The organism is Pyramidobacter sp. C12-8, assembly GCF_002007215.1.
Lineage (GTDB): Bacteria > Synergistota > Synergistia > Synergistales > Dethiosulfovibrionaceae > Pyramidobacter.
This window is the reverse complement of the sequence record NZ_MUHX01000009.1, coordinates 38,317-65,010: the sequence shown is the minus strand read 5'-3', so window position 1 is coordinate 65,010 and position 26,694 is coordinate 38,317. Positions and strand designations below refer to the sequence as shown.

The 26,694-nt window shown below is 60.6% G+C and carries 26 protein-coding genes and 1 tRNA gene; 4 read left to right on the top strand and 23 right to left on the bottom strand.

Features of this window, described 5'->3' with window-relative positions; translation table 11 throughout:
* Positions 1-313 precede the first annotated feature (313 nt).
* The 6 genes from B0D78_RS05150 to B0D78_RS05125 all read right to left on the bottom strand — a co-directional run bounded on the left by B0D78_RS05150 (position 314) and on the right by B0D78_RS05125 (position 8,191).
* The gene (locus B0D78_RS05150; RefSeq protein ID WP_078015914.1) at positions 314-1,570 is read right to left on the bottom strand and encodes a CaiB/BaiF CoA transferase family protein; all 1,257 of its coding nucleotides are present in this window, start codon (positions 1,568-1,570) and stop codon (positions 314-316) included.
* A gap of 58 nt (positions 1,571-1,628) precedes the next feature.
* Positions 1,629-2,627: an electron transfer flavoprotein subunit alpha/FixB family protein gene (locus B0D78_RS05145; RefSeq protein WP_078015913.1), complete on the bottom strand. Its 999-nt coding sequence runs from the start codon at positions 2,625-2,627 to the stop codon at positions 1,629-1,631.
* A gap of 13 nt (positions 2,628-2,640) precedes the next feature.
* Positions 2,641-3,426: an electron transfer flavoprotein subunit beta/FixA family protein gene (locus B0D78_RS05140; RefSeq protein ID WP_078015912.1), complete on the bottom strand. Its 786-nt coding sequence runs from the start codon at positions 3,424-3,426 to the stop codon at positions 2,641-2,643.
* A 28-nt stretch (positions 3,427-3,454) separates the two neighbouring features.
* Positions 3,455-4,588: an acyl-CoA dehydrogenase family protein gene (locus B0D78_RS05135; protein WP_078015911.1), complete on the bottom strand. Its 1,134-nt coding sequence runs from the start codon at positions 4,586-4,588 to the stop codon at positions 3,455-3,457.
* Positions 4,589-5,174: 586 nt separating this feature from the next.
* Positions 5,175-7,439 (bottom strand): ATP-binding cassette domain-containing protein, encoded by a 2,265-nt coding sequence (locus tag B0D78_RS05130; protein ID WP_078015910.1) that lies wholly within the window; start codon positions 7,437-7,439, stop codon positions 5,175-5,177.
* Positions 7,440-7,732: 293 nt separating this feature from the next.
* Positions 7,733-8,191, bottom strand: coding sequence for a MarR family winged helix-turn-helix transcriptional regulator (locus B0D78_RS05125; RefSeq protein WP_078015909.1), 459 nt, complete (start codon positions 8,189-8,191; stop codon positions 7,733-7,735).
* A 242-nt stretch (positions 8,192-8,433) separates the two neighbouring features.
* Here B0D78_RS05125 and B0D78_RS05120 point away from each other — a divergent pair, with 242 nt between their 5' ends.
* Positions 8,434-8,634 carry a hypothetical protein gene (locus tag B0D78_RS05120; protein WP_078015908.1) on the top strand — a complete coding sequence of 67 codons (201 nt, stop codon included), beginning with the start codon at positions 8,434-8,436 and terminating at the stop codon, positions 8,632-8,634.
* Entirely contained in the window at positions 8,631-8,918 is a 288-nt protein-coding gene (locus tag B0D78_RS05115) for a hypothetical protein (protein ID WP_078015907.1), read from the top strand. Before B0D78_RS05120 ends, B0D78_RS05115 begins: the two co-directional genes overlap by 4 nt.
* Here the strand turns inward: B0D78_RS05115 and B0D78_RS12785 are convergent.
* The 9 genes from B0D78_RS12785 to argH form a co-directional block, all read right to left on the bottom strand.
* Complete coding sequence (locus tag B0D78_RS12785; RefSeq protein WP_168170013.1) at positions 8,889-9,143, bottom strand: hypothetical protein; 255 nt, start codon at positions 9,141-9,143, stop codon at positions 8,889-8,891. The two genes, B0D78_RS05115 and B0D78_RS12785, sit on opposite strands and share 30 nt — an antisense overlap.
* Before the next feature lie 16 nt (positions 9,144-9,159).
* Positions 9,160-9,247 (bottom strand) — tRNA-Ser (locus tag B0D78_RS05110).
* A gap of 153 nt (positions 9,248-9,400) precedes the next feature.
* On the bottom strand, positions 9,401-10,237 hold the full coding sequence (locus tag B0D78_RS05105; protein ID WP_078015906.1) for a polysaccharide deacetylase family protein: 837 nt from the start codon (positions 10,235-10,237) through the stop codon (positions 9,401-9,403).
* Entirely contained in the window at positions 10,230-11,099 is an 870-nt protein-coding gene (locus B0D78_RS05100) for a polysaccharide deacetylase family protein (RefSeq protein ID WP_078015905.1), read from the bottom strand. The genes B0D78_RS05105 and B0D78_RS05100 overlap by 8 nt, the downstream gene beginning before the upstream one ends.
* Positions 11,100-11,123: 24 nt before the next feature.
* A complete protein-coding gene (locus B0D78_RS05095; protein ID WP_078015904.1) occupies positions 11,124-11,846 on the bottom strand; it encodes an amino acid ABC transporter ATP-binding protein in 723 nt (240 codons plus the stop codon).
* On the bottom strand, positions 11,833-12,606 hold the full coding sequence (locus tag B0D78_RS05090; protein ID WP_078015903.1) for an amino acid ABC transporter permease: 774 nt from the start codon (positions 12,604-12,606) through the stop codon (positions 11,833-11,835). The genes B0D78_RS05095 and B0D78_RS05090 overlap by 14 nt, the downstream gene beginning before the upstream one ends.
* A gap of 124 nt (positions 12,607-12,730) precedes the next feature.
* On the bottom strand, positions 12,731-14,239 hold the full coding sequence (locus B0D78_RS05085; protein WP_078015902.1) for a transporter substrate-binding domain-containing protein: 1,509 nt from the start codon (positions 14,237-14,239) through the stop codon (positions 12,731-12,733).
* Between the two features lie 49 nt (positions 14,240-14,288).
* Positions 14,289-15,023: an aspartate/glutamate racemase family protein gene (locus tag B0D78_RS05080; protein WP_078015901.1), complete on the bottom strand. Its 735-nt coding sequence runs from the start codon at positions 15,021-15,023 to the stop codon at positions 14,289-14,291.
* Positions 15,020-16,342, bottom strand: a complete 1,323-nt coding sequence (gene argH / locus B0D78_RS05075; RefSeq protein WP_078015900.1) for an argininosuccinate lyase — start codon at positions 16,340-16,342, stop codon at positions 15,020-15,022. Before argH ends, B0D78_RS05080 begins: the two co-directional genes overlap by 4 nt.
* Positions 16,343-16,680: 338 nt before the next feature.
* Here argH and B0D78_RS05070 point away from each other — a divergent pair, with 338 nt between their 5' ends.
* Together B0D78_RS05070 and B0D78_RS05065 are read left to right on the top strand one after the other, a co-directional pair.
* A complete protein-coding gene (locus B0D78_RS05070; RefSeq protein WP_078015899.1) occupies positions 16,681-17,547 on the top strand; it encodes an NAD(P)-dependent oxidoreductase in 867 nt (288 codons plus the stop codon).
* Between the two features lie 13 nt (positions 17,548-17,560).
* On the top strand, positions 17,561-19,072 hold the full coding sequence (locus tag B0D78_RS05065) for a carboxypeptidase M32 (protein WP_078015898.1): 1,512 nt from the start codon (positions 17,561-17,563) through the stop codon (positions 19,070-19,072).
* A gap of 73 nt (positions 19,073-19,145) precedes the next feature.
* Here B0D78_RS05065 and B0D78_RS05060 read toward each other — a convergent pair whose 3' ends face one another.
* The 8 genes from B0D78_RS05060 to B0D78_RS05025 all read right to left on the bottom strand — a co-directional run bounded on the left by B0D78_RS05060 (position 19,146) and on the right by B0D78_RS05025 (position 26,670).
* Positions 19,146-20,441 (bottom strand): L-cysteine desulfidase family protein, encoded by a 1,296-nt coding sequence (locus B0D78_RS05060; protein ID WP_078015897.1) that lies wholly within the window; start codon positions 20,439-20,441, stop codon positions 19,146-19,148.
* 36 nt (positions 20,442-20,477) lie between these two features.
* Positions 20,478-21,479 carry a uroporphyrinogen decarboxylase family protein gene (locus B0D78_RS05055; RefSeq protein ID WP_078015896.1) on the bottom strand — a complete coding sequence of 334 codons (1,002 nt, stop codon included), beginning with the start codon at positions 21,477-21,479 and terminating at the stop codon, positions 20,478-20,480.
* 79 nt (positions 21,480-21,558) lie between these two features.
* Positions 21,559-22,302, bottom strand: a complete 744-nt coding sequence (locus tag B0D78_RS05050) for a GntR family transcriptional regulator (protein ID WP_078015895.1) — start codon at positions 22,300-22,302, stop codon at positions 21,559-21,561.
* On the bottom strand, positions 22,295-22,882 hold the full coding sequence (locus B0D78_RS05045) for a hypothetical protein (protein WP_078015894.1): 588 nt from the start codon (positions 22,880-22,882) through the stop codon (positions 22,295-22,297). The genes B0D78_RS05050 and B0D78_RS05045 overlap by 8 nt, the downstream gene beginning before the upstream one ends.
* On the bottom strand, positions 22,875-23,846 hold the full coding sequence (locus B0D78_RS05040) for an ABC transporter ATP-binding protein (RefSeq protein ID WP_078015893.1): 972 nt from the start codon (positions 23,844-23,846) through the stop codon (positions 22,875-22,877). Before B0D78_RS05040 ends, B0D78_RS05045 begins: the two co-directional genes overlap by 8 nt.
* Positions 23,847-23,848: 2 nt before the next feature.
* Complete coding sequence (locus B0D78_RS05035; protein WP_078015944.1) at positions 23,849-24,874, bottom strand: ABC transporter ATP-binding protein; 1,026 nt, start codon at positions 24,872-24,874, stop codon at positions 23,849-23,851.
* Between the two features lie 9 nt (positions 24,875-24,883).
* Positions 24,884-25,732 (bottom strand): ABC transporter permease, encoded by an 849-nt coding sequence (locus B0D78_RS05030; RefSeq protein WP_078015892.1) that lies wholly within the window; start codon positions 25,730-25,732, stop codon positions 24,884-24,886.
* A gap of 14 nt (positions 25,733-25,746) precedes the next feature.
* Positions 25,747-26,670: an ABC transporter permease gene (locus tag B0D78_RS05025; RefSeq protein WP_078015891.1), complete on the bottom strand. Its 924-nt coding sequence runs from the start codon at positions 26,668-26,670 to the stop codon at positions 25,747-25,749.
* Positions 26,671-26,694: the final 24 nt, after the last annotated feature.

Genomic DNA, 26,694 nt, shown 5'->3' with positions numbered 1-26,694 from the left:
TCGGACCGCATGTTTCACAGCTCTTCTTAGTTGTTTCTAACTAATACGTCGTTAGTTTAACACTGCTAACCATCCTGTCAAGCGTTTTTTCAAAAAAATCCCCTTAGAGCAATTAAAAACATTCTCTCCCGGCCATGGCGCATCATTCTGATACTCGATCGGGAACGACAAATCATACTATTTCTTGATCAAAAAGCCGAACACGAGGGCGGGACCGTCGCCGCCGCAAAAAGCCGGAAAGAGCGTGGCGCTCTTTCCGGCTTTTTGCGTGGTTCTCTCGCACAGTTTTTCTCGGCACAAGCCCGAGTCTGGTTCAGATAAGCCCCTTCTCTCGCAGCGACGAAATCTTGGCGTCATCGTATCCAAGGATGGTCTTGAGGATGTTTTCGGTGTCCTGGCCGAGCTTCGGCGCCCCGCGCCAGACTTTGCCAGGCGTCTCGGACATCTTCGGGGCGATGCCGAAGGCGGTGATTTCGGTTTCGACGGTCTGATCCTCGTACGTGATCCAGTCGTTGCGGCTTTTGAAATGCTCGTTCTCGAAGGCGGATTTGGCCGTGTTCAGCACAGCGCAGGGAACCCGCGCCTCCTCCATCTTCCGCTCGATTTCCGCGGCGGTCAGAGAGGCGCACCATTCGATGACTTTCCGATCCAGTTCGCGTCCCTTGGGCGAGGCGACGGCTTCTATGCCGGACGAGCAATCCTCGTAGTTGAAATAGTCGGGGTCGAATCCGGCGCCCTGAATGAATCTCTTGTACACTCCCGGGCCAAAGGCGCCGAGCGCCACGAGGAACCCTTCTTTCGACTTGAAAATATTGTACGGCTGGAACGCCGGCGAGGCGTTGCCGCTTCTTTCGGAAATCTCCCCGGCCATGGTGTATGAGGTGTAGGTGCCACACATATACTGCGCCATCGCTTCGAACTGCGCGACGTCGACGACCTGCCCCCTGCCCGTCTTCTGAACGTTGATATACGCGCCCAACGTGCCGAAGAGAACGGCGAACGCCGAAACGAAGTCGTTCGTATAAGGTTTGGACACCGACGGATCGCGGTCGGGGTCGCCCTGCAGGTACAGCCATCCGGAAAACGCCTGCCCGATCATGTCGTACGAAGCTCTGTTGCAGACCGAGGGGACGCCGCCGAATTCCTTGTGCCCAAGTCCGCTGACGTGGACGATGACGAGCTTCGGATTGACCTTCAGCAGTTCCTCGTCGTAGATGCCGAGCTTCTCCAGCCAGACCATGTTCTCCATGAAGACGTCGGCTTCCTTGATGAGCCCATAAAATATCTCTTTGACTTCCTCATGCCGGAGGTTGAGCTCAAGCGTCATCGACAGCTTGTTTCTCGCATCCTGCGCCCAGGCCGTGGAAACTTTCTTGCCGTTGACGGTGGCGAACGGCGCCATCAAACGCAGCGTGTCGCCGACGCCAGGACGTTCGATGTGAATGACTTCGGCTCCGAAATCGGCCAACATCGTGGCGGCAAAGGGCATCGCAATGAGAGAGCCGCTGTCGATGATCCTCATCCCCGCAAGGGGGCCGAATTCCGGGATGATAAACGTACGATCGCGCATGGACAAGGTCCTCCTTCAAAATGATATGAATCTCCGTACAAAGCTCGCGCCCTGATCCTCAGGCTTTTCGCCTTCTGATCTCCTCGATCAGGGCCGGTATCAGCGCCCTGTAGTCGGCAACCGCGCCGTAGTGGGAAATGTCGAAGATCGGGGCGCCCTTGGTATGGTTGACGCTGATGATGCAGCCGGCTTTCTGCATGCCGACCTGATACTGGACCGAGCCCGAAATCGCGACGTTGAAGATGTATTTGGGCTTTACGGTCGTTCCGCTCTGGCCGATCTGCCGGTCGTGCGGAAGCCATCCGCTGTCAACCAGCGGGCGAGACGCCGCAAGACGTCCGCCCAGCAGGGCGGCGAGCTCGTCCAAACGCTTCAGGTCTTCCTCGCTCTTGATCCCTCGCCCGCCCGAAACCAGAATGTCCGCATCCTCTATGGATCCGCCGTGATCCTGCCGCGCCATTGTTTCAAGAACTTCGTAATCTCCGTCCGCCGCGACGTCTACCGTTTCGGCAATCATCCGGCCCGAAGCGCGGGACCGCGGCTCGACGGGATCGAACATCTTCGGACGGACAGTTACCATCTGCGGCCGCTTTTCGAGGATCGCAATGCGGGCAAGAACGCTGCCGCCGTATGCCGGCGTCGTCTGGCAGAACACCCCGTCCTCGTCGAACCCCAGGTCTACCGCGTCGGCGGTCAGTCCCGTGCGCAAAGAGACCATCACGCGCGGAGCCAGGTCTCTCCCGAGAGAGGTGGCCCCGTAGAGCAGGATGGAAGGCCGATGCTTTTGGACCAGCTGCGTCAGGGCCTTTTCGTAAGGACGAGCGCTGTACTGCGCCAGGGCGTCGTTCTCGGCGACGATCACGGCGTCGGCGCCGTACTCGAAAAGGGCCGGGGCCAACGCGGTCACGCCCTTGCCCAGCAGCACCGCCGTGATTTCTTCTCCGCTGTGGTTTTTCAGATCGAGGGCCCGCGCCAGAATTTCGAAAACCGTGTCGTTCAATTTTCCGTCCTGCTGTTCGGCAAACACCCATATTCCTTTGCAGTCTTCCTGTGCCATGAGGTCCGCCTCCTTAAATCAGGCGCTCGTCATGCAGCAGATCGGCGATCTGCGCCGCGATTTCCCGCGGCTGTCCCTGAAAATACTTCGTGTCGGCCTTGCGTTTCCGCGGCTCCATCAGTCCGCGCGTCGACGTCGGCGAGCCGTTCATCCCGATCCGGGAAGGATCCGCCTCCAGGTCCTGAGCGGTCCACGCGTGCCGCAGTTTCTTCAGCGCCTTCACGATATCGACGGGCTTGGGATAGCGCGGTTTGTTCATCTCCGCCGTGACGGTCACGAGCGCGGGCATCCTGGCCCTGACTTTTTGCGTGCGGTCTTCCAGACGGCGCTCGCAGACGACCCAGCCGTCCTCGACGTCTATGGAGGAGGCCAGCGTGACCTGCGGGATGCCGAGGAAGGCCGCCGTGGCGGGCCCCGTCTGGGCCGTATCGCCGTCGACGGCGTTGCGCCCGAACAGGAGCAGATCATAGCCGCCGATCCGGCGTGCCGCCAGGGACAGCGTATACGCCGTGGCCAGCGTGTCCGCGCCGCCCAGCGGACGGTCCGACAACAGATACGACTCGTCGCAGCCAAGCGCCAGCGCCTTTTTCAGAACGTCTTCCGCCTGAGGCGGCCCCATGCTGACAACGCCGACCGTGCCGCCGTGCTTTTCTTTGAGCTGCACAGCCGCTTCGATGGCGTTCGCATCGACCGGGTTGAGTTTGCTCTCCACGCCTTCCCGCACGAGCCGCCCCGTTTTCGGGTCGAGCGCGACGTCGTCAGTATCCGGAACCTGCTTGACAAAAACGAGGATTTTCATCGGATTCCATGCCTCGATGGACGCGGGCCTATCGGCCGAGGACGGAGCTGCTGATGATCAGACGCAGGATCTCGCTCGTGCCTTCGCCGATTTCCAAAAGCTTGGCGTCACGATAGAATCTCTCGACGTCGAATTCCTCGCTGTAGCCGTTGCCGCCGAAGATCTGAATGCAGTCGTCGCACACTTCGCATGCCCATCGGGAGGCAAGGAGCTTCAGCTCCGCCGCTTCGACGGAAAATCTTTTCCCCTGCCGCTTGAGCTCGCAGGTATCCCAGACCATCAGGTCGGTGGCGCGGATTTTGGCCGCCATATCGGCGAACTTGAACCCGACCGCCTGGTGCCCGGCGATGGGCTTGCCGAACGTCGTGCGTTCTCTGGCATACGCGGCGGCCCTGTCCATGGCGTGCTGCATCAGTCCCGAAGCGATCGCGCCGATGGAGATGCGCGCCCCGTCCAGAGCCTGCATGGCCATCATGAAGCCCTTGCCTTCGTCGCCGACCAGAGAGTCGGCGGGAAGCTCGATGTTGTCGAAAGAGAGCTCGCAGGTGGCGGTGCCCCTCATACCCATTTTCTTCTCGAATTTGCCGACGGTCAGCCCTTCGGCGTCCTTGGGGACGACGAACACGGAAATGCCGTGGCTGCCGGCAGCGGGATCCGTTTTGGCCATGATCAGGTAGTAATCCGCGACGCCTGAGTTCGTGATCCACGCCTTGCTTCCGTTGAGGATATAGCCGCCGTCAGGCTGTTTCTCCGCCGCCGACTTGATCGCCGCCGCATCGGAACCCGCGCTGGATTCCGTCAGGCCGAAAGCGAAAACCTTGCCCTCGGCGCACTGCGGGAGATATTTTTTCTTCTGCGCCTCGCTGCCGTGCAGGAGGATCAAGTCGGCCGCCAGCCAATGGGCGTCGAGAAACAGCGCGACGGAAGCGCTGCCCTTGGCGATTTCGTTGATCACGATCTCGCTGGTGACCGCGTCGCCGCCGCCTCCGCCGTACTCCTCCGGCATATGAATGGCCATCAAGCCGGCTTCCGTCAGCTTTTTGCGCAGCTCATGATCGAATCCGTTCTCGTCCATCCAGCGATCGCGCGGGGCGACTTCGTTCTTCGTGAACTCGCGGACCATGTCGCGGATCATCACCTGAGCCTCGCTGAACTGAATCATCTGCATCCCTCCATTTTCAAACGAATATCCGAGTGCAAAAGACGCGACTTTGCCATAATAAAAGGATCGTTACTTTTTTAGACTGATTTTATTATATCATGAACGAGCATATCGATTTAACCGTAAAACTGCGTCGATCAAAAGCCTAAACTTTCGCAATAGCTTCCGCAGCCATATGGGAACCGGATCCCAGCGCTTTTCGAGAAATCGTCGGCGGCGCTTTTTTTTCAATCCCGCGCCGCACGTTTTTTTGCGGCGCGGCGCGCGGATGCGCGGCATTTTCAATGCCGCCCCGTAATCGAAATTCATACTATTTCTTAGTTAAAAAACCGAACACAAAGGCGCCGAGGGAGATCCGCGAAGCGAGCGGCGCAGCCTGAGGAACGTCGGCTTTAAACACGACACAAGAGGCCGTCTCAAAAGTCGATTGAGGCGGCCTCCCTGCCGTTTTCTCCGTTTCATTCCGTGCGACGACAGAAACTCCGACGGCGTTCCGACGGACGTCCGCATCCCTCCCGATCTCCATTTCTCGATTGAGCCGCAGGCGCCGCATGCGATAAAAGCCGCCGGGCCGGAGGCGTTTTCGCTATCGGAGCGCTTCAAGCATATACTTTGCGGTTTTGGAGCCCGAACATTTCAACAGCTGTTCGGGGACCCCCTCGAATACCACTGTTCCCCCGCCGGAGCCGCCGTCCGGCCCCATGTCGATGACCCAGTCCGCCTGTGCGATCAGTTCCATGCGATGCTCGACCATGACCACGGTGTTCCCGCTCCCCACCAGCCCGCGGAGCAGCGCCAGCAGCTTTTCAATGTCGCTAGCGTGTAAGCCGCTGCTTGGTTCGTCCAGCACATAGATCTGTCCCTGCCTGTGCAGCTCGCTGGCCAGCTTGACCCGCTGCACTTCTCCGCCGGACAGCGTGCTCGTGGGCTGTCCCAGCGTGAGATAATCCAGCCCCACGTCGATCATGCTCCGCAGGAGCTTGCGGATCTTGGCATTGTCGAAGAAATCATACGCCTGCCCGATAGTCAGCCTCATCGCTTCTTCGATGTTCATTCCTTTGTAACAGTAAGACAGCGCCGTGGGATTGTAGCGATGTCCGCCGCATTCCTCGCAGGGGACGGCCAACGGCTCGGCGAAGGCCATATCGTAGGTGATCTGCCCGGTGCCCTTGCAGATAGGGCAGCCGCCCTCGGAATTGAAGGAGAACCAGCCCGCGCCGACGCCGTTCTCCTTGGCGAAGACCTTTCTGATCTCGTCCATCACGCCGGTATAAGTGGCGGGCGTCGAGCGGATGGATGTGCCGATGGGCTTTTGGTCGATGATGACGGCATCCGGGTATGCTTTAGGGAACTCACGGCGCATCAGCGAGCTTTTGCCGCTTCCCGCCACGCCGGTGACGGCGGTGAGAACGCCCTTCGGAACGGTCACGTTCACGTGCTTCAAATTGTGGCAATGGGCGTCTCTGATCTCGTAGCCTTCCGTCCACGGCAGCGGCTCTCTGTTGACTGCGACCTTCTGACGGATCGCCTGCGCCGTGAGCGTCCCCGCTTTTTGCAGTTCTTCAAGGCTGCCCGAAAAGACGAGACTGCCGCCTCCGATTCCGGCCCCCGGCCCCATTTCGATGATGTGGTCCGCAAGCGCAAGCATTTGACGGCTGTGTTCCACCACAAGCACGTTGTTGTGCTTGTCCCGCAGGTCGCAGAGCATCCTGCCGATCCGCTCCGCATCCGCCGGATGCAGGCCGGCCGTGGGTTCGTCGAAAATGTAAGTGATATTGTTGAGATATCCGCCGAGATTGCGAACCATTTTTAACCGCTGGGCCTCGCCGCCGGAGAGAGTTTCGGTCTTGCGCGAAAGGGACAAATAGCCGATACCGACGCCGATCATACGTTCCAGATATTCGGCGATCCGCTTGGCAAGCGAGCCGCCGCGCGGGTCGCCGATCGTTTCGAGGAACGGCAGCAGATCGGCGGCGGTCATGTCCATGCACTCCACGATGTTTTTGCCGTTGATCCTTGAGGCCAGAGCCTTCGGATTCAGTCCCGTCCCCCCGCAGGTGCGACATGCCCCGCGCCTCACATGAGACATGATCTCGTCCTGCAAGCCTTTTTTCAGCTTGGTGATGTCCCGCTTCATGTAGACACGCTCAAAACGGGGGAAAACGCCCTCATATTCCACCATATCCACACGTCCGGTATTGTTGGACTTGATTCCCACTTTGACCGGTTCTTTCGATCCGTATTTCAGCGTGTCCCATTCCTCGGATGTAAAATCCCGGAGCTTTTTATCGGGATCGAGCAGAGGATTGTTCTGATACAGGTGCGTCTGCCATCCGGCGGAAAACTGGCTGAACAGAATGGCTCCTTCCGCAAGAGTCTTATCCGGGTCGAACATGGATTCCTCGATCAGCTCCAACCGTTCTCCGACGCCGGTGCAGTCCGGGCACATCCCGGCGGGATGATTGAAGGAGTACGCCATACTGCCGCCGGCACTCGGCTCGCCCACGCGGGAAAACAGCAGACGCAAAAGCGGCGCGACGTCCACCGCCGTGCCGACCGTGGAACGGGTGTTCGCGCCGATGGCGCGCTGATCCACTACGATGGCGGGCGTCAGATTGCGGATCTCGTCCACCTTTGGGCGGTCATAGTGCGGCATCTTGTTGCGCAGAAACAGCGGATAGCTCTGCTGCCATTCGCGTTCGGATTCCACAGCCACCGTATCAAAAGCCAGCGAACTCTTGCCCGAGCCGGAGACGCCGGCAAAGACGACCAGCTTCCCCTTCGGTATGGTCACGTCGATGTGCTTCAAGTTGTTCTCGGACGCGCCGCGGATTTCAATATTGTCGTTCATCGCACGATCTCCTTCGTCGCTCATAAACGCTTTCCCGTTCCCATCACGTTCCACATTTCGACGCGCCACTCGTCCGCCTCTTCAAGAAATGCACCAGAAGTCATATTGACACGCAGGCAAGAGCCGGATGGGATCTTATACTGCCCCCGCCAGTTCCTCTTGGGCGGATTATCCCTTGAATGACAGCCGCACGCTCCGGGACGCCTCTGACCTTATCCGGATAATGCATATAACGGTTTTCCCAGTCCTCGCTGTATTTTTGGCAGCCGCGCCAAAGATTCCATGATCTCAAGTCAGGCATCCGTCAAACCTTCGTCTTGAAACGCTCGTTGCAAGTGAGAATAAAAACTGTTGTGGAGCGAGACAAACTGTTCCATGCGCTCGGCTCCCATGGCCTCAACGGCCCGGAGTTCCGCATGCCGCATCCGCTCTACGGTCGCTTGTGCCAGCTTCGCTCCGGTGTCCGTCAAAAAGATCGTCTTCCGATTACGGGTGCCGGGGACGATTTGAAGTTGGACAAGCCCCTCTTTGGAAAGCTTCATCACAGCAGAATTGATGGTCTGCTTGGGAAACATCATCTTCTCGATCAGATCCTGCTGTGTTATCGGCCCATCGGAAGAAACGAGAAAATACAACACCCACATCGCACAATCCGGCAGATCAAATTTCGCGCTTGTTTCCCGATACAGAGCATCGAATTGTTTTTCCTGCATGGCAATCCGCGTCAAGTAATCTTTCGTATTCGAACCCATTGTCTGTGTCCTCCATAAGATAAAAATCCGAAAACGGACGCTTAAATTATAGTCCGTTCTCGGATTTTTTCAAGACAAGACAGGCGGCGAGGAGCGCTCCCCGCCGCCCATGATATTATTTCTTAACTAAAAAGCCGAACGCAAGGGCGCTGCGGGGCAGATTCACAAAACGAGCCGCGCATGGCGGTGGAGAGGTCACGATTGACGGGTATGATACAATAGATCAAAAGGAGGGGATGGGGATGGCACAGATTATCAACATGCTGCGCATCGATTCCGAAGACCTGACCATTGAACAATACCTGAGCCTGCGCGAAAAGGACAAGGCGAAAATAAAAGAAACGAGAATCATCCCGCCTCGCCTTGGCGATCCAACAGTCGGCGGAAAAATCCGCGTAACTTATACGCATCCTATTTACGCCCCGCTCGGAGAAGCTAAATGAACGACAACCATCCAGCGCCGTCTGCACAGCCCGCTGCTCCCCAGCTCCCGCCGGAGGCATTGAACGCGCTCATCGCCAATCAGGCACGGGAGATAGATTTACGGGAAAAGGAACTTCTTACTCGGCAAACAGAAGACAAATACAGCTACGAATATGCTCAGACGGCTTTGAAAGCGCAAATGCAGGATAACGAAAAAAGCCGTCAGTACGATATCAAAAAGAAACGCGAGCTGTATATTTTCTGCGGATTGGTGTTATTTCTCATCGTCCTTTTTGTCGGATGAGCACTCCACGCGGGCTTCGGAGAATTCGTCAAAGACCTGGTAAAAGTTCTGCTGGCTTTTGCAGCTGGCGCCGTGAGCGGATTCCAATACGGAAAAAAGAAAAATTGAGCTGATGTTACGTTTTTCGTTTGTATCATAACCACCGGCATGGCCGGTGGTTTTCGTTTTACAGCAAAAAAGCCGCCCGCAGGCGGCTTTGTCCGTTTTTTGTCCAAGATTGTCCATGTTTGACCGTTAAAAATGGCGGAGGGGAGAGGATTCGAACCTCCGGTACCCTAAGGTACACATGCCTTCCAAGCAAGCACCATCGACCACTCGGACACCCCTCCGCGGACAAAGGGCATTATAACACAGGCGGGCGTTTTTTGACAAGTTGCGGCCGCGGCTTCGACGGAAACGTGCCGCTTGAAGACGGCGGCGGGGAGAGGGGGCGAACATTCGCTCCCTCGCGGTACATTCGTTTCCCGTTCCGCAACAAAGAGCTACTTCGCGGGATAAACGGCGGACCAGTAATCGTACATCTTGCCGCCGGTGGCGAGCCAGGCCGCGCCGCTCTCCTTGATCTCGGTCAGCAGTCCGCGCAGCAGCGGCATGCGGCCGGGAGTGCAGGCGGTCTGCGGGTCGAGCTGGAGCACGTAACAGAGGCCGCGCTCGGCGCAGCCGAGGAACTCCTCGCGGAAGTTATTGAAGACCTGAGCGGAGTTGGCGATCCGCCCCTGTCCCTTCGGCATGGGCGGGTGGTAGTTGAAGGCGAAGTACGGCAGGTCGTAAAGCGCCCAGTGAACGGGGATCTCCAGCAGTTTTTCGCCGTTTCCCAGGTCGAACCAGAAGGGGCGGTCGTCGCTGCTGAGGCTGCTGGAATACACGGCGCCGTTGGCATGGGCGGCGCGCAGGGTGTCGAGGGTGAACTCGGCGATGGGAGCGCGGTAGCCTCTGGGTTGCGCGCCGACGACGTTTTTGAGGACAGCGGCGCCTTTTTCCATGTCGGCCGCGGCCTGTTCGGCGGGCAGCAGGCCCCAGTTGAGCAGTTCGTAGCCGCGCAGGGCGATCTCGTGGCCGCGGGCGGCGACGTCTTTCACTTTTTCGGCGTAGGCCGCGGCGGTCGAACCGGGCACGAAAAACGTGGCCTTGATATCCAAATCGTCAAGAAGCTCCAGCAGGCGCGGCAGGCCGCGGTCCATGCCGTACTGCCCCATGGACAGAGTCTTCGGGCGTTTCGAGACGTCGGGGTCGACGGCCAGCCAGAAGTTTTCGGCGTCGAGGTTGACGGTGATCATGGCGGCGCAGCGGGCGCCGTCCTTCCACTCGATTTCAGGCATTTTTCAGGACCTCCTCGCGGTCGTAATGCTCGCGGTACCACCGCGCCACTTCGCCGCCGCGCGCGAACCAGACGTCGCCTCGCTCCTTGATATGCCGGATCAGCTTTTCGAGGATGCGCAGGCGGCCGGGAGTGCCGGTGACCTGCGGATGGATCATGCTGACGAAGCACAGGCCGTATTCGTAATAGCCGTCGAACTCGCGCGAGAAATTGTCGTAGACCAGGTCGTAGCCGGAGATGCGGTCCTGCCCGTCGGGTTCGGCGGGGAAATAATTGTAGGCGGTGGCCACGTAATCGTCCAGTTCCCAGCGCGTAGGGATCTCGATGAAGTCGGTCTTTTCGCCGTCGATCGCGGTGTGATAGGGGCGGTCGTTGCCGCGCATCGAGCTGCTGTAGTCGACGCCGCGCTCGTACAGCAGGCGCGGCGTGTCCAGCGACCAGTCGCCGGACGGGGTGCGAAAGCCGCGGGCGGGCTTGCCGATCAGGTCGCAGAAGATGTTCTGGCACTTTTCGACGATCTCGATCTGCCGCTCGCGGCCGTAGTTGAAGAACATTTCGTGCGTGTAGCCGTGCTGGCCGATCTCGTGCCCTTCGGCGTCGATGCGGCGGATCAGGTCGGGGTTGTCCTCGGCGACCTTGCCGGGCACGAAGAAGGTGCCGGGGACGCCGTATTTCTTCAGCAGGTCGAGGATGGAGTGAGCGCCGCGGTTGGGGCCGTAAAGCCCTACCGAGCGGGCTTTCAGGAACTTGTCGCCGCCTTCGTAGTGGGCGTTGCCGTTCTTCCACGTGGTGTCCCCGTCGAGATCGAACGTCAGCATCACGGCGCAGCGGGCGCCGTTTTTCCAATGCAGCCGGTCTTCCATTTTTCAGTCTCCGTTTCTCTGCGTCTAAAGCACTTTTTCCAAAAACTGCCGAGCGCGCGCCGACTTCGGCGACGAGAAGAACTCAGACGGCGCGGCGTCTTCGGCGATCACGCCCTCGTCGACGAAGCAGACGCGGTCGGAAGCCTCGCGGGCGAAGCCCATCTCGTGGGTGACGATCGCCATGGTGATGCCCGTGGAAACCAGGCTGCGAATCACGTCGAGCACTTCCTTGACCATCTCCGGATCGAGCGCCGAGGAGGGCTCGTCGAAAAGCAGCGTGCGCGGCTCCATGGCCAGGGCGCGGGCGATGGCGACGCGCTGCTGCTGGCCGCCGGAGAGCATGGAAGGATAGGCGCGGGCCTTGTCGGCCAGACCGACGCGTTCGAGCAGCCGCATGGCCTTTTCGACGGCCTGCGCCTCGGGAAGGCCGCGCACTTTCATGGGCGCGTAGATCATGTTCTGGAGCACGTTCTTGTTCTGGAACAGGTTGAAGTGCTGAAACACCATGCCCACGTTCTCGCGCACTTTCTGAATGTCCACGCCTCTTTGGGTGATGTCCACCCCGTCGATCACGACCTGTCCCGACGTGGGCGTTTCGAGCAGGTTGATGCAGCGCAGCAGCGTCGACTTGCCCGAGCCGGAGGGGCCGATGACGGACACCACTTCGCCGTCGTCGATCTTCAGGTTGACGCCCCGAAGCACCTCGAGGGAGCCGAATTGTTTTTTCAGATCCTTAATTTCGATCACTTTTGTGCAGCCTCCTCTCCAGGCGCGAGGCGACGGCCGTGAAGATCATCACGAGCACGTAGTACATGCCGGCGACGACGATGAACGGCTCGAAGGCCAGATAGGTGGAGTTCATGGCGGTCTGGGCGGCGCGCATCATGTCGAGCATGCCGATGGTGGCGACGATGGAGGTGTCCTTGAGCAGGGCGATGAGCTCGTTGACCAGCGACGGCAGCACGGTGCGCAGCGCCTGAGGGATGACGATGTCGAACATCATGGCGCGGTAGGGCACGCCCAGGGCCATGGCGGCCTCGCGCTGGCCGACGTCGATGGACTGGATGCCGCCGCGCAGGATCTCGGACACGTAGGCGGCGGAGTTGAGCCCGAAGGTCAGCACCACGGCGTTGAAGGCCGGGATCTGATAATCGAAGAGCTGCGGCGTGGCGAAATAAACGAGGAACAACTGCACCATCAGCGGCGTGCCGCGGAACACCGAGGTGTAGGCCGTGGCGAACCACGACAGCGGCCCGAGGCGCGAGACTTTGAGCAGCGCCAGCACGGTGCCGCAGACCGAGCCCATGATCACGGACATGAAGGTCACCTCGAGCGAATTGATCATGCCGCGGTAAAAGACTTTGTAATAGGGCCAGATGCGTTCGAAATGCAGCGCAAACCGCCGCGCCGGGGCCGGCGCGGCCCAGGCCAGCCCCGCCAGAGCCAGCACGGCCGCGAGGGCCAGCAGCGGCGGCGCTTTTTTGCGGCCGAAAAGCGATTTTCTCATGTTCTTCCTTCCTGCGGCGTTTCGCAAAGCCGCCGCGGCGACGCGCGGCGCGCCCGTCGCACAGGGCCGAAGGGATCTCCGCGCGCGGCGGCGAGCCCTTCGGCCGCTCTTTTTTCGAAAAAAGTTACTTGACGAACTCCTCGCCCATCCATTTGACGATCAGCTCGTTCATCCGGCCGCTGGCGAACATCTTCCCGATCTGTTCGTTGAACAGGGGGATCAGCCCGGAACCTTTCTGGAAGGCGATGGAATACGCACCGGAAACGTAATGGGCGCTTTCGAGCTCTTCGTTGGGGATGACGTGGTACACGTAACCCTCGTTCTGCTCGCACTTGGTCTTGGCCTGCGAGGCGTCCATGACGGCGCCGTCGACGCGGCCGTTCAGCAGCTCCTGAGTGACCATGGTGCTGTTGTCGAGCAGCGTGGGAACGGAACCGGAGGCCTCGACCACCTTGGCGTACTCGGTGCCGAACACGGTGGCGATCTTTTTGCCCTTCATCTCCGCCATGGTCTTCACCGGCGCGGCGGCCGGCGAGATGATGGCGGTCTTGCAGAAATAATAGGGAACGGAGAAATCGACGCTCTTGCGGCGCTCCTCCGTGTCCGACAGGCCGGAGATGACGAAGTCGGCGCGGCCGCTGTGCAGCTCGCCGATCAGGCCGGAGAAGTTCATGTCCTTGATCTCGTAGGTGAAGCCGAGCGCCGCGGCGATCGCGTCGAGCACGTCGATGTCGAAACCGGTGATGACGCTCTCGCCCGTGTCGTTCACCTGGGCGAACTCGAACGGCGCGAAGGTGGCGTTGATCGCCAGCTTGTAGTGCTTGCCCCGGAGCGGCTTGGCGTCGTAGGGCCAGGGGCCGATCCACTTCTCGTAAATGGCCTTCATGGTGCCGTCGGCCTGCATCTTTTCGATCTGTTCGGTGAACAGCGGTTCCAGTTCCGAGCCCTTGGGGAACACGGCGGCGAAACAGTCGGAGACGTTGCCGCCCTGCACCTTGTCGAGTTCGTCCTGCGGCAGCACGAAGTACTCGAGCTCGGGATGCTGCTTGACGCGGATGGAAGCGGAGGCGGCGTCCTGTACCACGCCGTCGGCGCGGCCGGCCAGGAGTTCCTGCATGCTGTATGTGCTGCTGTCCATCGCGGCGACGACGGCGCCCGCCGCTTCGGCGAAGTCGGCGTACTGAGTGCCGAAGGAGGCGGCGATCTTTTTGCCCTTCAGGTCCGCCACGGTCTTGATGTTGGTTCCCTTGTGCTGGATGATTGAAGTCTGGCAATAATAGTAGGGCACGGAGAAATCGACGGTCTTTTTGCGCTCCTCGGTGGGCGACATGCCGGAGACGACGAAGTCGACGCGGTGACTGGCCAGCTCCCCCATCAATCCCTTGAAGTTGGTGTGCACCAGCTCGTAGGTGAAGCCGAGCTCCGCGGCGATCGCGTCCACCATGTCGATGTCGTAGCCGACGATGCGGGCATTGCCCTGCTCGTCGAGCTGCTCGAACTCGAAAGGCGGGAACGTGGGGCTGACGGCCATCTTCAGCTTTTGCCCTTCGAGCGGCTTGGCCGCACAGGCCGATACGGCGCACAGCATGACCGCCGCAACGCCGGCGGCAATTTTTTTGACGTTGAAATTCATCGTGTGTTCCTCCTCATAAATATAAATGTCGCATGGCGCAGCGCCACGTTCAGTTTTCGATGGTCCCCGCGCCCCAGAAGCGTCGCGCCGCCGGCGGCTCGGGCCAGCTCCGCTTGCTGTGGCTGAGTCCCTGAACGACCAAAGATTCGGCCGTGGCGATCAGCGCGGCGGCGGGGTCGATCACCGGCACGCCGAGCCGCTCCGTCAGCTCCGCGCCCATGCCGGCGAAGCTGAGACAGCCGAGGATCACGGCGCCGGCGCCGTCTTCTTCGACGCACAGCCGTCCGCCCGCCTCGAGAATTTCAATGATTTCGCTCCGTTCCCGCGAGGCGCCCGGCGGCAGTTCGACGCCGCGCACGCTCGCGATCCTGACGGGATCGGCGCCCAGCGCGCGGAGAAAGGCTTTTTTCTGCGGGATCCGCCGCGCCGACGTGGTCAGCACCGAAAAGCTGAGGGCCAGCTGGCTGGCCAGCAGCACCGTGGCCTGCGCGCCGACGACGACGGGGACACGGAGCAGTTCCCGGCAGGCGTCGAAGCCGGGATCGCTGAAACAGTACAGGCACACCGCGTCGGCGCCGCCGGCTTGCGCCCGCAGCGCCATCTCCGCGATCTCCGGCGCGTCCAGCGCCGCGTCGAGGCACGAATCGACGCAGAGATTGTTCTTGCGCGGGCAGACCATGACGATTTCCGTATCGGGGCGCGCAAAGGCGCGCAGCAGCTCGACCCTCAGTTTCAGACCCGCCGCGTCGAGGCCGCTGTCGGGATTGACGACGCAGATCTTCATAGCATTTGACTCTTGACGCCCAGTTTGATCGTGTTTTCGTAATCCAGCTGGCCGTACACGTCCGCGCCGATCGCGGGGCTGAGTTTTTGCAGCTCCTCCAGCGGCAGGTCCTCGATCGCGCAGCCTTTTTTCTCGCACAGCAGCACCGCCGCGCCGACGACGGCATGCGCGTCGCGGAAGGGCACGCCGCGTTTGACGAGGTAGTCGGCCAGCTCGGTGGCGTTGAGAAAACCGTCGTGAAGCGCTTTTTTCATGGCCTCGGGGTGGACGGTCATCGTGGCGACGAGGCCGCTCATGATCTCGAGGCACATCAGCGTGTCGTCCAGCGCCGGCAGAAAGGCCCGCTTGTCGAGCTGCATGTCCTTGTTGTAGGCCAGCGGCAGCCCCTTCATCTCCGTCAGCATCGCCATCAGCGAGCCGTAGACCAGCCCCGCGCTGCCGCGGATCAGTTCGGCGCTGTCGGGGTTCTTCTTCTGGGGCATGATGCTGCTGCCCGTGGAATAGGCGTCGCTGAGCGTGACGAAGCGGAACTCCTGCGAACACCAGAGGATGATCGATTCGCTCAGGCGGCTGAGGTGCATGAGGACGATCGCGAAGACGCCGAGCAGCTCGCAGAAATAATCGCGGTCGCTGACGCCGTCGAGGAAATTGTCGCAGGGCTTTTGGAACCCCAGCGCCGCGGCGGTCATGCCGCGGTCGATGGGATGCGTGGTCCCCGCCAGCGCGCCGCAGCCCAGCGGACAGTCTTCCATCATGATCTCCACGGCGTTGCGCAGGCGCTTGCGGTCGCGCTGGAACATGCGCTCGAAGGCCGCCAGCGTGTGTTTGAAGGTGACGGCCTGCGCGCGCTGCAGGTGCGTGTAGCCCGGCATCAGCCAGGGATTGGCGTCGGCCGTAGCTTTGAGCGCGCCGCACAGTTTGTCCAGCTTCTCCTCCACCCGCGCGGCGGCGTTTTTGGCGAAGAGCTTCGAATCCACGGCCACCTGGTCGTTGCGGCTGCGCGCCGTGTGGAGCTTTTTGCCCGCCTCGCCGATGCGCTTCGTCAAATTCAGCTCCACAAAGCTGTGAATGTCCTCGTACCCCTCGTCGCCGATCACGAGCGCGCCGCTTTCGATGTCGCCCATGATCCCCTGCAGCCCCTTCCGGATCGCCTCGGCGTCTTCCTTCGTGATGATCCCGCAGGCGCCGAGCATAGCCGCGTGCGCGAGGCTGCCTTCGATGTCTTCCTTCCAGTAACGCTTGCCCAGCGGCAGCGAATTGTCGAAGGCCTTCATCAGCTCGTCTTCGGCGCCTTGAAAGCGCCCTCCCCATAAATTCATATTTTTTCACCTCAATACGATGCACGAATAAACTATTATTCATCACTCGATGAAAACTGAAGCGATATTATCATTGCCTTGGGACGCTGTCAAGATGAACTTCTATATTATTTAATGACTTTCACAAAACTGAAGTTTTGATAAACTGAGATTTGTCCGGAGAAAGCGTTCTCTTTCTCGAACCGCAATGGCTTCGCTCGAGATCTTATGGCATAATAGCGGCGGGAGCCGTTTTGGCATGAAGATCCGGCGTAAGCCGCGTTCGCGGTGCGGACAGAACCATATCTCACGAGGACCACGCGGGAAAAATCTCGCCGTCGGGAAAAGGAGAAAACAAAATGAACCAAGCGCTCGCCTTCATCGGTCTGGGCATCATGGGAAAGCCCATGGGCCGCAATCTCATGAACGCCGGATACGAACTGCACGTTTACGCCCGGCATCCGGAAAAGGCGCGGGATCTGATCAACGCCGGCGCGCGCCTTCACAATTCCATCGCCGACTGCGTCCGCTCCGCCGCGGTCGCGCTCACCATGCTCGGCGCGCCCGCCGACGTGGAACAGGTCTATTTCGGCCGAGGAGGATTGATGGATTCGGCGCGTCCGGGGACGTTCCTGATCGACATGACCACCTCCAGCCCGGCGCTGGCGGAACGGATCTTCGCCGAGGGGCAAAAGCGCGGGCTGCGCGCGCTCGACGCGCCCGTCACGGGCGGCGCGAAGGGAGCGGCGGAAGGGACGCTGTCGTTCCTCGTCGGCGGTGCGGCGGCGGATTTCGAAAGATGCCGGCCTCTTTTTTCGGCTATGGGGGCAAAAGCGGACTTTATGGGGCCGGCAGGGAAAGGCCAGCACGCCAAGGCGGCCAACCAGATCCTCGTGGCCGGAACGCTTTCGGGCATTTGCGAGTCGTTCGCGTACGCCCGCCGGGCCGGCCTTGACCTGAACCGCCTTTTCGGGCTCGTCAGCAGCGGTTCCGCCGCCAGCCGGCAACTGGACACGCTGGGACCGAAGATCATTTCCGGCGACGACTCGCCCACTTTTTTCGTCAAATATCTGGCCAAAGATCTGCGCATCGCCGCTGAGGAAGCCCGAAGCGCTGGACTCTCTCTCGACGTGCTCGAGGCCGCGCTGCGCAATTGTCTCGACGTGACAGCGCGCGGCATGGGCGACCTCGGCACGCAGGCGCTGATCCATCATTACGAAAAGTGAGCGGAGACCGAGCATGGACTTTGACGAAGCATTGCGGACCGCCCGTGCGGTCAATCAAACGGCCGTTTATTACCGTTCGCTGAACGGGCTGCTTCAGTACGACCAATGGACTTCGCTGCCCCGCCGCGGCGGCGCATACCGTCAGGAGATGAGCGCCTTTTTCGGGGCGCAGAAAGCGAAGCTTTACGCCTCCGACGACGCCCGCCGAGCCGCCGCGTACCTTAACGGAGTGCCCCTTGCGGAGATCGAAAGCGACGCCGACCGCGCCCAGGCGCGCATCTTCCGGCGCGACTACCGCAACTCCGTTCTCATTCCCTCCGACACGCTACGCGAGTTCACGCTGATCAAGGCCGACGTGCTGAACGCCTGGAAAGAAGCCCGCGAAAAGCGCGATTATCGGATCTTCATGCCGTGGCTGAAACGGGCCTTCGCGCTGAAAGCCGAGATCGCCCGAGCTCTCGCCCCCGGCCAGCCCGTTTTCGACACGCTCGTGGGGCTGACCGACGAAGACGTCAAAACCGGCGATATCAGCCGCGAGTTCGCGCGGCTACGCGCCGGTATCATCGCCTTGATCGAACGTATCCGCTCTTCCGGCAAAACGATTTCCCGCGATTTCATAAACCGCGAGTACGACGCCGGCGCGCTGATGGCGCTGGGACGCCGCCTGGCCTGCTGGAACGGGCTCGATTCGGAGACGGTAACCTTCAACGACCGCGCCGTCCACGGCATGACCAACCGCCCGGGGCCTCTCGATTCGCGCATTTCCACGGCCCGCCTCGGGCGGATCGACATGATCTTCACACTCCTGCACGAGGGCGGGCACGCCATGTACTCCAGCCGCACCGATCCCGCGCTGCGCGGCGAGGGACTGTGGGGCGGCACGACCGGCGCGCTGCAGGAAGGCGCAGCGCGTTTTTACGAAAACATCGTCGGCCGCAGCCGCGAATTCTGGCAGTGCCATTACGGAGCGCTGCAAGCCGCGCTGCCCGAATTCAAAGATCTGCCGCCGGAAGATTTCTACGCCGGCGTCAACGCCGTTTCGCCCAACCTCAAGCGTACGGCCGCCGACGAAGTGACGTACAGCCTGCACATCATCGTCCGCTTCGAGCTGGAACGCGATTATTTCGCCGGGCTTCTCACAGCGGAAGACCTTGCCGACGCATGGAATGACGCTTACGAACGCACGCTCGGCGTCCGCCCCACCGACGACCTGGAAGGGATCCTGCAGGATATCCACTGGGCCGGCGACTACATCGGCTACTTCCAGAGCTACGCGCTCGGCAACATCTACGGCGGCCAGTGGCGCGCCGCGCTGCTGAAAAAACGTCCCGACGCCTTTGCGCACCTTGCCGCAGGCGACATCGGCGCCATCGACGGCTGGATGCAGGAACATCTGTTCCGCTGGGGCTGCTGCTTCACCTCGCCCGAACTGATGAAGCGCGTCGCCGGAAGCGAACTCGACGCCAGCCCCTATCTGGATTACCTAAATGAAAAATACTCGCGGCTGTACGGATTCAAAATTTAGCCCTGCCGCAAAAAAGCTGACCTCCGCGCCGTCGTTTACGGTTCGGAGGTCAGCTTTTCTCTTGCGATTTTTTTCAGCGGTGCGTGATGATGTCGATGATGGTGTGATCGACGTCCTTCATGCCTTCGCGATTCAGTCTGGCCGCGTTCTCGGCGGTACGGGTGAAACTGTTCACGTCGACGACGCCCTGCGACACGGCCATGCCGCCGCCAGCCAGGGCGATCTGCGCGGCGTAAAACGCTTCGGTCGCGCCGGTGCCCACTTTGAGCGCGCAGGATTCCTTGGCGCCGTCGCAGAGCATGCCGGTGATGTTGCCGAGCACGAGTTCCATGGCTTTCTTGGCCTGGCCGTCCGTGCCGCCCATGACGTTGACGATGCCCGCGGCCGCTCCGGCTCCGGCCGCCACGGCGCAGCCGCACACGGGGCTGAGACGGCCCATGCGGCTCTTGACAAAACTCGTCGCCAGATGGCTGTACGCCACGGCGCGGGCGATCTGTTCGCGGGTCTTATTCTTGGCTTTGCCGACGACGTAGACGGGCAGGATGGCGGTGATACCGTGATTGCCGCTGCCGGCGCTGCTCATCACAGGCAGCGCTACGCCGGCCATGCGCGCGTCGGAGGCCGCCGCGGAAACGGCTTTCACCTGGGCGGCCAGATCGTTTTCGTAGTTCGCTCCGGCCGCGGCTCTGACGGTCCGCCCCAGTCCAAGGCCGACGTCGTTCTCGAAGCCGTAATCGGAGATCCTCATGTTCATGTCGATGCCCTGCCACACGTAGTCGATGTCTTCGGGAGAGAGCCGGCCGGCGAGCGCGACGAGTTCCTCGAAATCCATCTCTTTCACCTGGTCGGGAACGGAGAGCGTTTTCGCGGGAGCGGCCGATACGGCGCCATCGCAGTGCGGCACGGCCTGAAAGACGACTTCGCCGTTTTTCTTCACCAGCGTGATGTTGCCGTGCGTCTGCTCGATCACGGCGACGCCGGTTTCGTCGCCGCGATATGCCGCAGCTTCCACGTAGACGCCACCCTTGCCGTTGGCTGTCAGCTTCAGACGGCCTGCGGCAATGAACTCCTTGGCGTGGGACAGATCTTCGGGGGTAGCGTCCTTGAGCACTTCGAGGCTGTAAGCGCTGTGGCCGCAGAACACGGCCAGCGCCGCGGCGATCTCGTTGCCGCGGGCGCCGTTGGTGCCGGGCACGCCGACGGCGATGCCGTTCTTGAAGATGTTGTCGCTGACGACCACTTCCACGCGCTCGGCCAGACCGCTCAGCTGCTCGCACGCTTTGGCGACGGCCAGAGCCACAGCCCCCGGCTCCGTGCAGCCAAGGGCCGGCTTGACTTCCTGATGAAGAAATTCGGTAATGGTAAACATGGATGATCTTAAACCTCTCTCTGATGTTCGCAGATTTTATTTACAACAACGGCCTTTGCCGGCGCACTCGAGAATCGTCCGATGGACCAGTTCGAGGAACTTTTCAGGCGTGTGGGGCTCGATGACGCAGCCGGGGCCAAGGATGACTCCCTTGTGGCCACACATCTCGCGGACTTCGGCGGAGACCTGTTCTTCCGTCTTGGTCAGCCAGTTCTCGCCCCAGCTCAGACCGCCGACGAACGCCTTGGAACTGTACGTGCGCACTTCCTCCATGGAAGGGCCGTCGTCGCGGTCGTGCCAACTCAGCCCCTGCACGGGATAATGCTGCACTTCGTCGATGCGCACTGCGGCGCCGTGCATGTGCAGCACGTTGAACCACGTGAGATCTTTGACGGCGTTCAGCACTTCGAGGTCGTACTTCATGACGAACTCCTCATGCTCCGCCGTCTCCATCGTCTTGCGGCCGGAAAGCTGAGTGGCGTAGAAGAAGCCGTCGGCGCCGAGTGCCGCGGAAGCTCGGGCAAACTGGATGGTGGTGTCGGTGACCATCTCCAGCACGCGGTGGACTCGGGCGGGATCCTCGCGCATGTGCTTGACCAGCGCGGCGGGCGAGCACATCTTGGCCAGCGTGGTGGCGGGGCTGAAGAGCGTCTGCAGGAACGGCACATGTTCGTCCATCATCTCCATGAGAATGCGCTGCGATTCGAGCACTACGGCGTACTCGCCGCGGACGCCGCTGACGGGGCGGATCCGATCCCAGTCCTTCACGTCCTTGATGACAGGCTCGTACAGCGTGGGAGCTTTTTCGAAGCCAGGATACACGTCGAGATCGACGCCCATGTCGATAGTGGTGTACAGGCCGAAGGGCATGTACTTGATGAAGTCGAGGTCGTACTTCTTCTGATTGGCGAGCGCCAGTTCGGCCAGGCGGCGGGGATGGCGGTCTCGGTTGGGAAAGTGCATCCACATACTGTACGGCGTGCGGTCGTTTTCCTTCAGGGCGAGGGCGTTTTCGATTCTCTGCTTGTGCGTGAACATTCATAAAACCTCCTAAAATTCTTTCATGCTGCAAAGACAGCTTATAAATTTGACGGCTGAGCCGTCTGAAATCCTGCGTTCAAACCGACGCCTGCTTCGACATGAGGATCTGTTCCGAGGCGCGGCGGTTGATCAGCGGAGGGAACAGCGTAAAGAACTCGTCGGGCGCAGGCGCGCTGATCTTTTCCTGCAAGAAAAGGTCGAGCCGGCGCAGCGCGGTCATCATGTGCTCGTGCAGCAGCACCGTCGCTTCGACCGTGTCGCCGGCGCGGCAGGCCTGGAGGATCGCGTCATGGGATTTGAAAGCGTACTCCTGCGCGCTGGGCTTGGTGATGTCCATCTGCACGTAACGGTCGATCTTGTTGTACTGGGATTCGATCAGCTCCAACAAGCGCGGCTTGTTCGCGATCTCGTAGAGGGCGCGGTGAAATTCCCAGTTCGTCTTGCGGCTGCGTTCTTCGGGCGGCGTCCGCGTCGAAGCGAGCAGCAGGGCATGAACGCTCCCGGCCGCTTCCTCGGTGATGTTCTGCACCACGTAGCGGAGGATCAGGGATTCCAGCGAATAGCGGATCTCGAAGATCTCGTGCAGCTCGTCGAGGGAGAACGAGGCAACGACCGCGCCCTTGTAGGGGATAATCTCGACCAGCCCTTCGCTCGAAAGCTGCATCAGAGCTTCCCTCACGGGGATGCGGCTGACGTGATATTCTTCGGCCAGATCGGCCTGCAGCAGCTGCTGCCCGTCGTGGTAACGCCCTGAGAGAATGTCGTTGCGCAGGCTCAGGTACACCTGTTCGTTCATGGTATGTTTGCCGCTTTTAAGCATGATGACCAACCTTCTCTCCCGCAAAGTCAAGGGCTTTTCGATACGTCTCGTCGTCGGGGCAGTAAATCTGCGCGAGCCGCCCCCGCTTTCCCCGGAGCTGGAACGAATTCATTCCCCGCAGCTCCCTGACGCCTTTCACATCGTCCCAGCTCACGTTTTTCGTCACGCTGCGGACGATCTCCGCCGGCTCTTCCACGGCAAAGGGGCGGACGTGAACCCCCTCCGCGCCGGGAACTTTTCGGGCGCGGATCGTTTCCATGAAGACGCCGTTCTGTTCGAAACGGTAAAACATCACGTAGCCACGGCGGTAAAAGACCGCGCACACGGCGGCGAACAGGAACAGCACCAGCGCCGTCAGATAACTCGCGTAGATCGAAGCCGCCGCGATATGGGAACCCTGTAGAGACCCTGTACCGAACATCAGCTGCGCGAGCGCCATGATCAGCACCGTGACGAACCATAGCGCCGCGGTCCCCGTCAACAGGTCGATCAGAATCAGCGGATTGGTAAGCACGGGAACGCCGCAAAACCAGCGCAGCGTCTTCTGCGGCGCAGCAGCCTGACCGTCGCGCTCAGACATGGCAGACAAGCTGATCTTTCAGCCGATGGCACGCCACAAAATGTCCCGGTTCCACTTCAACCAGAGGTGGCGTCTGGCACGTGCAGATCTCCTCGTGCTGCCAGCAGCGTCCGGCGAAGCGGCAGCCTTCGGGAGGATTGACCGGGCTGGGTACGTCGCCTTCGAGGATGATGCGTTGCTTCTTCGGCCCCACGCTGGCGATCGGCACGGCCGAAAGCAGCGCCTGCGTGTAGGGGTGCAGCGGCGATTTGAACAGCGTGCTGTTGTCGGCCTTCTCCACCACGTTGCCGAGGTACATGACCGCGACTTCGTCGGAAACGTAACGGACGACGGAAAGATTGTGGGAGATGAAAAGATAGGTGTAGCCACGCTGTTCGCGCAGGTCGGCCAGCAGGTTGAGCACCTGCGCCTGAATGCACACGTCCAGCGCCGAAACCGGCTCGTCGAGGACGATGAACTCGGGGTCGAGCGCCAGCGCGCGGGCGATGCCGATGCGCTGGCGGCGGCCGCCGTCAAGTTCGTGAGGGAACGAAGTCGTCAGGCGCGAAGCCAGGCCGACCAGATCCATCAGCTCGCCGACCTTCTCGTCCAGCTCTTTTCTGGAACGGCAGATGCCGTTGATGATCAACGGCTCGGAAATGAGCTGCGACACGGACATACGAGGATTCAGCGAAGAAAACGGATCCTGAAAGACGATCTGGGCGTGGCGGCGGAACTCGCTCCGCTTGGCGCCGTCGAATTTAAGCGAATCCTCGCCGTTGAAGAACACCTCGCCGCCGCTCGCCTTGAGCAGACCGATAATGACGCGCCCCAGAGTGGACTTGCCGCATCCCGACTCGCCGACCAGCCCCAGCGTCTTGCCGCGGGGGATGTCCAGGGAAACGTCGTCGACGGCGTGAAGCAGACCGCTGGAGACATGAAAGTATTTTTTCAGGTGTTTGATCTCGATCAGATTATCGCTCATGGCTATTCGGCCTCCTTGCAAGGACGCTCAAGAAACGCGTTGCCGGATTCGGGCGTCAGCGGGAAGTGGCAGTCCACGAAATGTCCCGGCCCCGCCTCGCGCATGCCGCAGGCGCGCTCATGGCAGACATCCCTGGCGTAGGGGCAGCGCGGCGAGAAAGAACAGCCCTTGGGCAGATTCGTCGGATCGGGCGGCAGACCGGGAATCACGGCCAGCCGGCTGCCGAGAGGGCTCTCGAGCGTGGGAACGGCGTTGAACAGCCCCTGAGTGTAGGGATGCTTGGGATTGGTATACAGCTCTTTGATGCCGGCGTACTCCACCAGATGGCCGCCGTACATGATCGCCACGCTGTCGCAGGTCTCGGCGACGATCCCCAGATCGTGCGTGATCAGCAGCATCGACGTTTTTTCACTCTGCTGCAGCTTTTTGATCAGTTCCAGCACCTGCGCCTGAATCGTCACGTCCAGCGCCGTGGTCGGCTCGTCGGCGATGATCAGCTGCGGACGGCAGGCCAAGGCGATGGCAATCACCACGCGCTGCCTCATCCCGCCGGAAAACTGATGGGGAAAGTCCTTGGCGCGCTCGGGCCGGATGCCGACGAGGCGCAGCATCTCGATGGCGCGCTCGCGGGCCGCTTCGCCTTTCAGGTTAAGGTGCAGCGAGACCATCTCCATGATCTGCTCTTCGACCGTCATGATCGGATTGAGCGATGTCATCGGATCCTGGAAGATCATGGAGATGTCGCCGCCGCGCAGATGGCGCTTCTCCGCCTCCGTCATCCGCCGCACGTCCACCCCGTTGAACAGGATCTCACCGCTGGTGATCTCGCCGGGAGGCGTCTGTACCAGCTGCAAAATCGAAAGGGCCGTCGTCGTCTTGCCGGCGCCCGTTTCGCCGACAAATCCCAGAGACTTGCCGCGCTCAAGCCGCAGGTTCAGGTGATTGACTGCCTTGACCACGCCGGAATCCGTGTTGAACTGAACGGAAAGATCCTTTATGTCGAGAAGAATGTCTTTATTTTCGCTCATAACGTCCACCTATCGTTTCTGCTTGGGGTCAAGGGCGTCGCGAAGACCGTCGCCGAGAAAATTCAGAGACAGGATCGTGAACATGATGGCCAGCCCGGGGAAAATGCTCATATAGGCGCTGTTGCGCAGATACGGGCGGGCCGCCGAGAGCATGCCACCCCACTCGGGATAGGGGGGCTGAATGCCCAGCCCAAGAAAGCTCAGCGTCGCGGCGAACAGGATCGCGTTGGCCACGCTCAGCGTGGACTGAACGATCAGCGGCGCGGCGCAGTTGGGCAGGATGTACAGGCAGATGATGCGCGTGTGTGAGGCGCCCATAGCGCGAGCCGCCTCAATGAATTCCTGATCTTTGATAGAAAGCACTGAAGCGCGCGTCAAGCGGGCAAATTTGGGAATGTAGGTGATGCCCACGGCGACCATCAGATTAAACAGCCCGGGGCCGAGCACGGAAGAGATGACGATGGCCATCAGAATCGTGGGGATGGCCATCTGAATGTCCATCAGACGCATCAACACGTTGTCCAGTTTGCCGCCGAAGTATCCGGAAACCGCGCCGATCAGCCCTCCGACCACCAGCGAGATAGAGACGGCAATCAGGCCGACCTGCAGCGAGATGCGCGAACCGTAGATCAGGCGGCTGAGAATGTCGCGGCCGAATTCGTCGGTGCCCAGCCAGTGCATCGCGGAAGGCGCCTTGCGGATCATCATGTAATCCTGCTGGGCATAGCCGAAGGGAGCCAGCTGGTCGGCAAAAATGGCGCAGACGATCAACACTACGAGGATGAACAACCCGAAAAGCGCCAGATAGTTGCGGCGCAGGCGGATCATCGTGTACTTGAGCATGGAATTGTTCTTCATGGCAGTACCTTCCCTTACTTGACGTGGATACGCGGATCGACCACCGCGTACAGCAGATCGACGGCAAGGTTGATGAAGCAGTACGCCACGGAGATAAACAAAACGCCACCCTGAATGATGGGATAGTCGCGTAAGTTTATGGCCTCAAGCATCAGACGGCCGACGCCGGAGATGGAGAAAATGGCCTCCGTGACGATGGAACCGCCCAACAGAGCTCCGAACTGCATGCTGATAATGGTCATGATGGGGATCAGCGCGTTCGGCAGCGCGTGACGCCAAATCACGACGCTTTCCTTCTGTCCCTTGGCGCGGGCCGTTCTGATGTAGTCCGACTTGATGACTTCCAGCATGCTGGAACGGGTCATCTTGGCGAACAGAGCCGTCGACGAACCCGACAGCGTCACCACCGGCAGCACCATCTCGCTCAGCGTGTCAAAGCCCATGGAAGGCAGCCAGCCCAGCTTGACCGAAAAAGCCAGAATAAGCAATAGCCCCGTCCAGAATGTCGGCATGGAAACGCCCAGCAGGATGAAGACCGTCACGACGCTGTCAAGCAGCGAATACTGCTTGATCGCGCTGAGGATCCCCAGCGGCAGGCCCAGCAGCGTGCTGAAGAGCACGGCCGCAAACGCCAGCCTCATGGTGGTGGGGATGCGGATCGCCAGCTCCTGCGCGACGGGGCTCTTCATGTTGTAGGAATACCCCAGATCAAACTTGGTCACCGCATTGTAAACGTAGTGTCCAAACTGGACGAAAAACGGATCGTTCAGCCCGTGTTCGTCGCGGAACGACTCGATCGCTTCGGGCGTCGCCTCTTCGCCGAGGGCGATGCGCGCCGGATCTCCGGGCGTAAAGTAGAGGATGGTGAAGAGGATGAACATAACGCTGAGAATAACAGGGATCAGAATAAAAATTCGGCGGATAGCGTACTTCAGCACGGGAGCATCACCTTTTCTCTGTGA

What these genes read in the sequence shown, in the direction of transcription:
- B0D78_RS05150 (WP_078015914.1), bottom strand. Translation starts at nt 1,570, where the DNA reads ATGCGCGATCGTACGTTTATCATCCCGGAATTCGGCCCCCTTGCGGGG.
- B0D78_RS05145 (WP_078015913.1), bottom strand. Translation starts at nt 2,627, where the DNA reads ATGGCACAGGAAGACTGCAAAGGAATATGGGTGTTTGCCGAACAGCAG.
- B0D78_RS05140 (WP_078015912.1), bottom strand. Translation starts at nt 3,426, where the DNA reads ATGAAAATCCTCGTTTTTGTCAAGCAGGTTCCGGATACTGACGACGTC.
- B0D78_RS05135 (WP_078015911.1), bottom strand. Translation starts at nt 4,588, where the DNA reads ATGATTCAGTTCAGCGAGGCTCAGGTGATGATCCGCGACATGGTCCGC.
- B0D78_RS05130 (WP_078015910.1), bottom strand. Translation starts at nt 7,439, where the DNA reads ATGAACGACAATATTGAAATCCGCGGCGCGTCCGAGAACAACTTGAAG.
- B0D78_RS05125 (WP_078015909.1), bottom strand. Translation starts at nt 8,191, where the DNA reads ATGGGTTCGAATACGAAAGATTACTTGACGCGGATTGCCATGCAGGAA.
- B0D78_RS05120 (WP_078015908.1), top strand. Translation starts at nt 8,434, where the DNA reads ATGGCACAGATTATCAACATGCTGCGCATCGATTCCGAAGACCTGACC.
- B0D78_RS05115 (WP_078015907.1), top strand. Translation starts at nt 8,631, where the DNA reads ATGAACGACAACCATCCAGCGCCGTCTGCACAGCCCGCTGCTCCCCAG.
- B0D78_RS12785 (WP_168170013.1), bottom strand. Translation starts at nt 9,143, where the DNA reads ATGGACAATCTTGGACAAAAAACGGACAAAGCCGCCTGCGGGCGGCTT.
- B0D78_RS05105 (WP_078015906.1), bottom strand. Translation starts at nt 10,237, where the DNA reads ATGCCTGAAATCGAGTGGAAGGACGGCGCCCGCTGCGCCGCCATGATC.
- B0D78_RS05100 (WP_078015905.1), bottom strand. Translation starts at nt 11,099, where the DNA reads ATGGAAGACCGGCTGCATTGGAAAAACGGCGCCCGCTGCGCCGTGATG.
- B0D78_RS05090 (WP_078015903.1), bottom strand. Translation starts at nt 12,606, where the DNA reads ATGAGAAAATCGCTTTTCGGCCGCAAAAAAGCGCCGCCGCTGCTGGCC.
- B0D78_RS05085 (WP_078015902.1), bottom strand. Translation starts at nt 14,239, where the DNA reads ATGAATTTCAACGTCAAAAAAATTGCCGCCGGCGTTGCGGCGGTCATG.
- B0D78_RS05080 (WP_078015901.1), bottom strand. Translation starts at nt 15,023, where the DNA reads ATGAAGATCTGCGTCGTCAATCCCGACAGCGGCCTCGACGCGGCGGGT.
- argH (WP_078015900.1), bottom strand. Translation starts at nt 16,342, where the DNA reads ATGAATTTATGGGGAGGGCGCTTTCAAGGCGCCGAAGACGAGCTGATG.
- B0D78_RS05070 (WP_078015899.1), top strand. Translation starts at nt 16,681, where the DNA reads ATGAACCAAGCGCTCGCCTTCATCGGTCTGGGCATCATGGGAAAGCCC.
- B0D78_RS05065 (WP_078015898.1), top strand. Translation starts at nt 17,561, where the DNA reads ATGGACTTTGACGAAGCATTGCGGACCGCCCGTGCGGTCAATCAAACG.
- B0D78_RS05060 (WP_078015897.1), bottom strand. Translation starts at nt 20,441, where the DNA reads ATGTTTACCATTACCGAATTTCTTCATCAGGAAGTCAAGCCGGCCCTT.
- B0D78_RS05055 (WP_078015896.1), bottom strand. Translation starts at nt 21,479, where the DNA reads ATGTTCACGCACAAGCAGAGAATCGAAAACGCCCTCGCCCTGAAGGAA.
- B0D78_RS05050 (WP_078015895.1), bottom strand. Translation starts at nt 22,302, where the DNA reads ATGCTTAAAAGCGGCAAACATACCATGAACGAACAGGTGTACCTGAGC.
- B0D78_RS05045 (WP_078015894.1), bottom strand. Translation starts at nt 22,882, where the DNA reads ATGTCTGAGCGCGACGGTCAGGCTGCTGCGCCGCAGAAGACGCTGCGC.
- B0D78_RS05040 (WP_078015893.1), bottom strand. Translation starts at nt 23,846, where the DNA reads ATGAGCGATAATCTGATCGAGATCAAACACCTGAAAAAATACTTTCAT.
- B0D78_RS05035 (WP_078015944.1), bottom strand. Translation starts at nt 24,874, where the DNA reads ATGAGCGAAAATAAAGACATTCTTCTCGACATAAAGGATCTTTCCGTT.
- B0D78_RS05030 (WP_078015892.1), bottom strand. Translation starts at nt 25,732, where the DNA reads ATGAAGAACAATTCCATGCTCAAGTACACGATGATCCGCCTGCGCCGC.